Annotated in this window: 1 protein-coding gene; it reads right to left on the bottom strand. The window is 67.3% G+C overall.

Annotated elements, in window-relative coordinates:
- Window positions 1–41 precede the first annotated feature (41 nt).
- A partial coding sequence (locus tag I6F37_RS40490; RefSeq protein ID WP_276573813.1) for a formyltransferase family protein occupies window positions 42–437 on the bottom strand: 396 nt, incomplete at its 5' end.

Genomic DNA, 437 nt, shown 5'->3' with positions numbered 1-437 from the left:
AAAGAACGTATGTCTGCGCGCCAGATTTGGTGACGATTGGTTCACACGGCCGCATCCCGCATGGTGCGGATGCGCCCGGCCCACGCGATCACGGCGCGCGGATAGAGCTCGTGCTCGATCGTCAGGACGCGCGCCGCCAGCGTCTCGGCCGTCTCCCCCGGCTCGACGACCAGGCGCCGCTGGGCGACGATGCGCCCGGTATCGTATTCCCCGTCGACGAGGTGAACCGTTGCGCCACTCTCTCGCGCGCCGGCGGCGATCACCGCTTCGTGCACATGCATGCCGTACATCCCCGGTCCGCCGAAGTCGGGGAGCAGCGCGGGATGGATGTTGAGGATGCGCTCGGGGAAGCAGGCGATCAGGCCGTCGGGAATGCGGCGCATGTATCCGGCGAGGACGATCATCTCCACGCCATGACCGACGAGCTCCTGTTGGAG

The organism is Bradyrhizobium sp. NBAIM08, from assembly GCF_020193935.1.
GTDB lineage: Bacteria > Pseudomonadota > Alphaproteobacteria > Rhizobiales > Xanthobacteraceae > Bradyrhizobium > Bradyrhizobium yuanmingense.
Note: the sequence above shows the minus strand (reverse complement) of the source record. Positions and strands in the feature narration are given on the sequence as shown.